Source organism: Acrocarpospora pleiomorpha (assembly GCF_009687885.1).
Lineage (GTDB): Bacteria > Actinomycetota > Actinomycetes > Streptosporangiales > Streptosporangiaceae > Acrocarpospora > Acrocarpospora pleiomorpha.
In genome coordinates, this window is record NZ_BLAF01000005.1 from 31485 (window position 1) to 38134 (window position 6650).

Consider the following 6650-nt stretch of genomic DNA (forward strand, 5'->3'; position numbering starts at 1 on the left):
CGCCGTGACCACGGCCGTCTCCGGGACCGTCGACACCGGATACACGTGCGCCGTCCCGCGCAACGACCCCGCGACGCAGGTCTACCAGCCGCACTGGCGGCAGGTGGAGTGGGCCGTGGACCAGCTCGTCTTCAAGAACCGGCTGACCGTGACCCGGCCGACCGGCTGGAAGGGCTCCGGGCTGCCCGCGTGGAACCCGCAGACCGAGTTCCCCATCCCGGACCTGCAGGGCGGCGGGCGCATCCCGGTGTCGATCATGTTCGGCATCCTGGCGCAGGAGTCGAACCTGTGGCAGGCCCAGCGCAGCGTGCTGGAGGGCGAGACCGGCAACCCGCTGGTCGGCAACTACTACGGCGTCAACATCTACGACGACAACCCGGCCAACGACTGGGACGTCGACTTCGGCCGGGCCGACTGCGGCTACGGCATCTCGCAGCAGACCGACAACATGCGCAAGGACGGGTCCCTCTGGAGCGCCGCCAAGCAGAAGCGGGTGGCGCTCGACTACGTCACCAACATCGCGGCGGGCATGTCGACCCTGGCCCAGAAGTGGAACGAGATCTGGACCGACACCGACGGGGTGGCGAAGGTCCACAACGGTGACCCGTCGAAGATCGAGAACTGGTATCTCGCCGTCTGGGCGTACAACTCCGGCTGGCACTCCAAGGCCGACGCCTGGAAGATCGACGGCAACGGCACGCCGAACCTCGGCGCGTGGGGTGTGGGCTGGCTGAACAACCCCGCCAACCCGTCCTACCGGCAGGACCGCCGCCCGTTCCTGGACAACAACAGCTACGCCGACGCGGCGCACCCGCAGGACTGGCCCTACCAGGAGAAGGTCCTGGGCTGGGCGGCGTGGCCGATCACCAAGACCTACTTCGACGCCGCCCAGAACAAGAACGTCACCGAGGGCGGCTACAACTACGCGTGGTGGACCAGCGAGGGCAACCGCACGATGATCGTGCCGACGATCTCCAACACGGGGATCGTCGACAACAACGCCTTCTGCGCGCCCGGCAACGAGTGCCAGCCGCCGGCGACAGGCAACGGGCGCGGCACGTGCCTGCGGTCCGACTCCAAATGCTGGTGGCACCTGCCCAAGGAGTGGAAGGACTGCACGTCGGCCTGCGGCAACGAGGCGTCGCTGCGGTACGACTCGACCTGGGGCGGCACGGAGCGCGCCGAACCGCAGGACCACTGGACGTCCTGCCACACGCCCGGGCTGCCGTACATCAGCGGGGACACGACGAACGTCCTGATCGTCGACGACGGGAAGCAGTACGCGATCCGCGGCGGCTGCAACAACGCCGGGTGGGACAACCACGGCACGCTGAGCTTCGAGTTCGCCCAGGACTCGGCGGGGCGGGTGCCCGCCAGGGCCGACTTCCAGCAGCTCGGCAGCGGATTCGGCGGGCACGAGTGGTTCGCGTACACGCGGACGGGCCTGCGCAACGGCGACGTGATGAAGGTGACCGGCACCTGGGAGCTCGACCAGCACATCAACGGGTGGGCCCGGGTCCTCGTCCACATCCCGAAGCGGCGGGCGGAGACCCAGCAGGCCCCCTACACCATCCACATCGGCGACGGCTCCGCGGAGTACCGCACCCTGAACCAGAGCCGGGAGGTGAACGAGTGGTACAACCTGGGCGTCTTCGAGTTCAAGGGGGCCCAGAAACCGAAGGTGTCGCTCACCAACCTGAACGACGAGGGCGACGGCTCGGCGGCCATCTCCTGGGACGCGATCGCCTTCCAGGTGCTCGCGAAACGGCCCAAGCACTTCGTGGTCGCCATGGGCGACTCCATCACCTCCGGTGAGGGCGTCGGGAACTACTACCCGGAGACCGACTTCGAGTACAAGACGCCACGCTGGAACGCCTGCCGCCGCAGCAAGGACGCCTGGATCCGCCAGACGGTCCTGCCGGGCGAGACCCAGACCATCGGCCAGCTGGCCGACTCCTGGGATCCGAAGCTCGACTTCTCGTTCGTGGCCTGCTCCGGCGCCACCACCCGGGACATGACCGTGGGGCAGTACGCGTACATGCAGAACCCGATCGGCTCCTGGTCGGACTACCGGGACAGCGCGGAGGGCCGGTTCCGGGAGGCGGCGCAGCTGAACAGCGGCTTCCTGACGAAGAACACGACCCTGGTCGCCCTCACGCTGGGCGCCAACGACGCGGGCTGGTCCGGCGTCATCCTCGACTGCATCCTCGGCGTCCGATGTCGCCAGGGCAGCTTCGAGAACGACCTGCGGACCAACATCCTCGAAACGCTCAACACCCGGGTGACGCTGGGAGACCAGGCGAACGTCGCGAACATCCTCAAGGAGATCGAGTCCGATGCGGAGAACAAGAACCCGTCCCGGGGCAAGAAGGCGAAGATCGTTCTCATGGGATATCCGGACATCGCCGGCGCGTCCCCGCCGCTGACAATGTGCGGGCAGTTCGGCGTCGAGGCGGTGGGCGTGCTCGGCCGGTCCAGCGCGTTCTTCGCCACCGAGGCGCGCAAGACGGTGCAGGGGCTGAAGAACAACGGGTTCGAGGTGTCCTTCGCCGACCCCATGTCCGCCTTCCAGGGGCACGGGGTGTGCGGCGCCGACCGATGGGTGAACGCCCTGACGCTCAACAAGACCGGCCCCGGCGACTTCACCGACGTCTGGACCGGCTGTCTCGGCGACGGAGGCCGCTGCGCGAGCCGCAGCTCGTTCCACCCCACCAAGAGAGGGGCGCAGGAGTTCGCCACCGTGTTCGGCGACCACCTCCGCAGCTCTGAGGTGAACTACACCGGCTGGTAGCCGGGAGCGCGGGGTGTCCAGGACGGGGCGCCCCGCCATGACCACCGCCACGACCTGCGCCGCGCGGACGCCCTCGACGGCTCGAAGTGGAGCGAGGGGTCCGCGCGGGCCATCCGGTCGTGCAACTCGTGGAGCTCCCTGGTCGGCTCCAGGCCGAGTTCCCGCACGAAGTCGCCGCAGGCTCGGCGATACCCCGCCAGCGCGTCCGGCCGGCGGCCGTCGCGATAGAGAGCGATCATGTGCGCCCGGATCAGCCGCTCCCTGAGCGGATGCTGCCGCACCAGATCGGCGAGCTCCGGCAGCAGCTCCCGGTGCCGCCCGCATTCCAGTTCGGCCTCCGCGCGCGCCTCGATCGCGGCCAGCCGCAGCTCCTCCAGCCCGACCCCCAGCCGGTCGCGCAGCCGATCGGTCGCGGCGTCGGCCAGCAGCGGCCCCCGCCAGCAGGCCAGCGCGTCGGTGAGCAGCCGCGACCGGCCACCCGGCCCAGCGGACCGGCGGGCCTGCCCGACCAGGTCCCGGAACCGGTGGACGTCGACCGCGCCGACGTCGGTCTCGGCCAGATAGCCGTCACCCTGGCGCAGCAGCCGGAACCCCCGGGACCCCGTCCGGTCGGGGTCGAGCGTGCCGCGCAGCCGGGCGACGTGGCTGTGCAGGATGCCCCGGGCGTTGGCCGGTGGGTCGTCGTCCCACAGCAGCTCCAGTAACCGGCCCACCGGGACGACCCGTCCCGCGTCGAGCAGCAGCAGGCCCAGCAGGCAGCGCTGGGCGCGCCTGGCGAGCGTGATCGTCGTGTCCCCTTGCCCCACCTCGACCGGCCCCAGCAGCCGGAACTCCCAACCTCGATTCGGCATGATTACGAGAGTCCGACACCTCGGTATAGCTGAGGTATAGACCCAGGTAGAACCCCTTCCGCCGGTCACGACAGGCAGCGGCAAGGCCGTGTCAAGACGGGCTGCCGAAGCTCTGAGTCGTGCTGCGAATTCACTTCACCGCCGAGGACATCGCACGAACCCGCCTGGCGACCGCGCCGCGCGCCGGCCACCACGACGATCTGATCCGCGCGAGCGTCGAGGCCGACGTCGCGGCCCGCGTCGGCGCGCTGCTCGCCGGGGGCGTCGAGGCGCTGCTCCGTGGCTTCGAACCGCTGATGCGCTGGCGCGCGCCGGTGCTGGAGGTGCGTCACCCGGTCGAGCGTGACCTGCACCTCCAGGGCCGGGGCCTGCGGCTGGTGCCGTCGTTCTGCTGCGGCGCGACGCCCCTGCCGCTCGCCGAGCAGGACCTGACGCCGGTCCTGGTCTACCCGATCGCGCCAGAACACCGCCGGGACGCGATCACCGACCCGGGGGACTCACTCGCCGACCTCATGGGCGGCACCCGCGCCGCCGTCCTCGCCGCCCTGCGCGACAGCGCTTCCACGACGCAACTCGCCACCAGGCTGCACACCTCGCTCGCCGCGATGAGCAGGCACACCAAGACCCTCCGGCAGGCGGGCCTGATCACCAGCACCCGTCGCGGTCCCGCCGTCCTCCACGGCCTCACGCCACTGGGCCGCAGGCTCCTCGACGGACCCCTTTGCGTTACCGCGCAAAGGTCTTCTCCGAGCCAGGGCGCTGATCGACTCTTACGGCTATGCGACTCACACGATCAATGATCTCGACGGCGATCGCACTCCTCATCGGCATCGCCCTCCCGCTGACCTCCGCCCAGCCCGCGAGCGCGCGAGCGTGCTCGAGCATGGTCAACGGCAGCTACAAGGCCTACGGCACCCTCAGCGTGCACGTCCGCGGCACCAGCTGCAGCACGCGCAAGGGACACCTCACCCTGAGCAACGACATACACTGCTGCCCGCAGGTCTGGGTGAAGGTCGAGCGGCAGCTGTGGGGCAGCTACGGCTGGCTGACCACGCACAAGCAGTCCTCGTACACCCTCCATGCACGCTACGCCGAGATCGACACCGCGACCGTTCCCTCGCGGCCCTCGGACGGTGACGAGCGGTTCCACGCCTGCTGGGCTTACGGCGACCCTTATGGTCCCGAACCCGGAGCCGCCTCATGGAACTGCGCCGGCTGGGTCGACTAGCGGGATCACGTGAAGGCTCGGTCGCTCGACGCGGCCGAGCCTTTTCGTCTGCCAAGAATCCCTCGCCATCGCCGTGCTCGCCGCCCTGATCGCGGTGAGGGGAGAGCCCGGCTAGGTGGTGCTGTCGTCTCCCCCGAACAGGTCCGCTCTGCCGTGGCGCAGCCGCCGTACGGTCAGGTGGAACACGCCCGGGACGTAGTGCTCGCGCGAGGCCAGCACGGGGTGCCCGTCCGCCGACTTCTCGATCTGGTCGAGACGCAGCACCGGGCTGTTGCGACGGCATCCCAGCGCGGCGGCCATCCGGGTGCTCGCCAGCGTGGCCGACACCTCCGCGACGCCGCCGAGCAGATGGATCCCGCAGTCGCGTTCCAGGAAGCGATAGATCGACCCGCCGTCGTACGCCGGGGATCCGGAACGCTCCAGGATCTCCAGCGGCATGACGTCCAGGCCGTGGGCCGCAGGCACGCCGTCCACGCGGATGATCCGCTCGACCGAGAAGACCCGGTCGTCGGTCTTGAGGTCCAGCGCCGCGGCCATCCAGCTCGGCGCGGCCTCCTCATGCGCGCCGACCACCTCCACGCCCAGCGTCGCGTTGGCGGCGAGCACGGCTTCGGTGACACCGATGTCGAGGTCGAGCGAGGTCTGCACCCGAGGCTGCTTCTGGGCCACGAAGGTTCCGACTCCGTGCACCCGGCGCACCAGCCCGTCCGCCTCCAGGCCGCTGAGGATCTCCCGCAGCGTGGGGCGGCTGATTCCGTACTGCTTCGCCAGCGCGGGCTCGGAGGGCAGACGCTCGCCTGGCCGCAGGCGGCCGTCGGCTATCTGCGCCACAAGCAGGCTCCGCACCTCCTCGGAGAGAGGCAGCCGCTGTCCAGGTGGGATGAAAGACGGGCCGTTCGGCATGTGTTGTAAGTTGTCAGACAACTGGAGGCGGGTCAAGAGTGGTCTCTGATATCAGGCGTCGGTGATTCTTATTCGAACGGCGCGGAACAGGGACGGGGTCTCGGTCAGGACGGCGAGCTTGGGGTCGGGGACCGTGAGGAAGGGTTCACGTTCCAGGGCGAACAGCGCGGTGAGGCGGCGGTCTTCGCGGAGTTCGTCGATGGCTCGTTTGTCGCCGCCGACGACGAGAGCGTCCAGGCTGTCGAGGTGCGGGAGCAGTACTCGCGCGGCGACATCGGCAGCGGCTTGGAGCGCTTCGGTGGACTGCTTCTCCCGGCGGCGGGCGAACCTGTGCTGCGACCAGCCGCCCGCGGCGCTGCGTCCGTGGACCAGGCGCGCGCCCACTTTCGAGGTCACCAGGCGGTCGCCGTCGAAGACGCCTGCCGCATAGCCGCCGAGGCGCACGAGGAGCACGCCGACGCGCTTGGAGCTGTTCGCGTGCGCGATCAGGCCGGCGACGGCGTCGCCGTCGTGAGCCAGGGGCGGGAACGGAACGTGACACTCGGCCACCGAACCGTCCGGCGCGCTCAACGTGACAAGGCCGGGCGAATCCTCAACGGAGGGCTCACCATGACGGTCGGCGAAGCCACGGACCCACCGGGCGACACGTTCCGGCCCGACCGAGACCCATCTTCCCCCGCCCGCGGCGGGCCTTGCCGTCATAAGAAGCCAGCCTAGCCATTACACAACACGCGAAGCGCCCACGTGAGCGGGGGCGAATGGGGCAGGGCGAAGCCTGGAGACAAAGGGAGAACCCGGATCGACTGCCGCTTCGTTCGGACGACCACGGTGCCGATGGGGCCGGGCGGAGCCCGAGAGAAATCAAAGGGAGGGTGGG

General features: G+C 69.7%; 6 protein-coding genes. 3 read left to right on the top strand and 3 right to left on the bottom strand.

Annotated features, from left to right (window positions below; translation table 11 throughout):
• A partial coding sequence (locus Aple_RS03045) for a golvesin C-terminal-like domain-containing protein (protein ID WP_218038093.1) occupies positions 1 to 2791 on the top strand: 2791 nt, incomplete at its 5' end.
• Here Aple_RS03045 and Aple_RS03050 read toward each other — a convergent pair.
• Positions 2776 to 3642: an AfsR/SARP family transcriptional regulator gene (locus Aple_RS03050; protein WP_155342903.1), complete on the bottom strand. Its 867-nt coding sequence runs from the start codon at positions 3640 to 3642 to the stop codon at positions 2776 to 2778. The genes Aple_RS03045 and Aple_RS03050 overlap by 16 nt on opposite strands.
• A 119-nt stretch (positions 3643 to 3761) precedes the next feature.
• On the opposite strand from Aple_RS03050, the gene Aple_RS03055 reads away from it, so the two are divergent.
• Together Aple_RS03055 and Aple_RS03060 are read left to right on the top strand one after the other, a co-directional pair.
• Entirely contained in the window at positions 3762 to 4442 is a 681-nt protein-coding gene (locus Aple_RS03055) for an ArsR/SmtB family transcription factor (protein WP_155342904.1), read from the top strand.
• Positions 4421 to 4870 carry a hypothetical protein gene (locus Aple_RS03060; protein WP_155342905.1) on the top strand — a complete coding sequence of 150 codons (450 nt, stop codon included), beginning with the start codon at positions 4421 to 4423 and terminating at the stop codon, positions 4868 to 4870. Before Aple_RS03055 ends, Aple_RS03060 begins: the two co-directional genes overlap by 22 nt.
• A 111-nt stretch (positions 4871 to 4981) precedes the next feature.
• Here the strand turns inward: Aple_RS03060 and Aple_RS03065 are convergent, their stop codons facing one another.
• Both Aple_RS03065 and Aple_RS03070 read right to left on the bottom strand, forming a co-directional pair.
• Positions 4982 to 5716, bottom strand: coding sequence for a GntR family transcriptional regulator (locus tag Aple_RS03065; protein ID WP_170321265.1), 735 nt, complete (start codon positions 5714 to 5716; stop codon positions 4982 to 4984).
• A 108-nt stretch (positions 5717 to 5824) separates the two neighbouring features.
• Positions 5825 to 6475, bottom strand: a complete 651-nt coding sequence (locus tag Aple_RS03070; RefSeq protein ID WP_155342907.1) for an acVLRF1 family peptidyl-tRNA hydrolase — start codon at positions 6473 to 6475, stop codon at positions 5825 to 5827.
• Positions 6476 to 6650: the final 175 nt, after the last annotated feature.

Excerpts from the sequence above, each read along its gene's own strand:
- Aple_RS03070 (WP_155342907.1), bottom strand. The coding sequence starts at position 6,475 with ATGACGGCAAGGCCCGCCGCGGGCGGGGGAAGATGGGTCTCGGTCGGG.
- Aple_RS03060 (WP_155342905.1), top strand. The coding sequence starts at position 4,421 with ATGCGACTCACACGATCAATGATCTCGACGGCGATCGCACTCCTCATC.
- Aple_RS03050 (WP_155342903.1), bottom strand. The coding sequence starts at position 3,642 with ATGCCGAATCGAGGTTGGGAGTTCCGGCTGCTGGGGCCGGTCGAGGTG.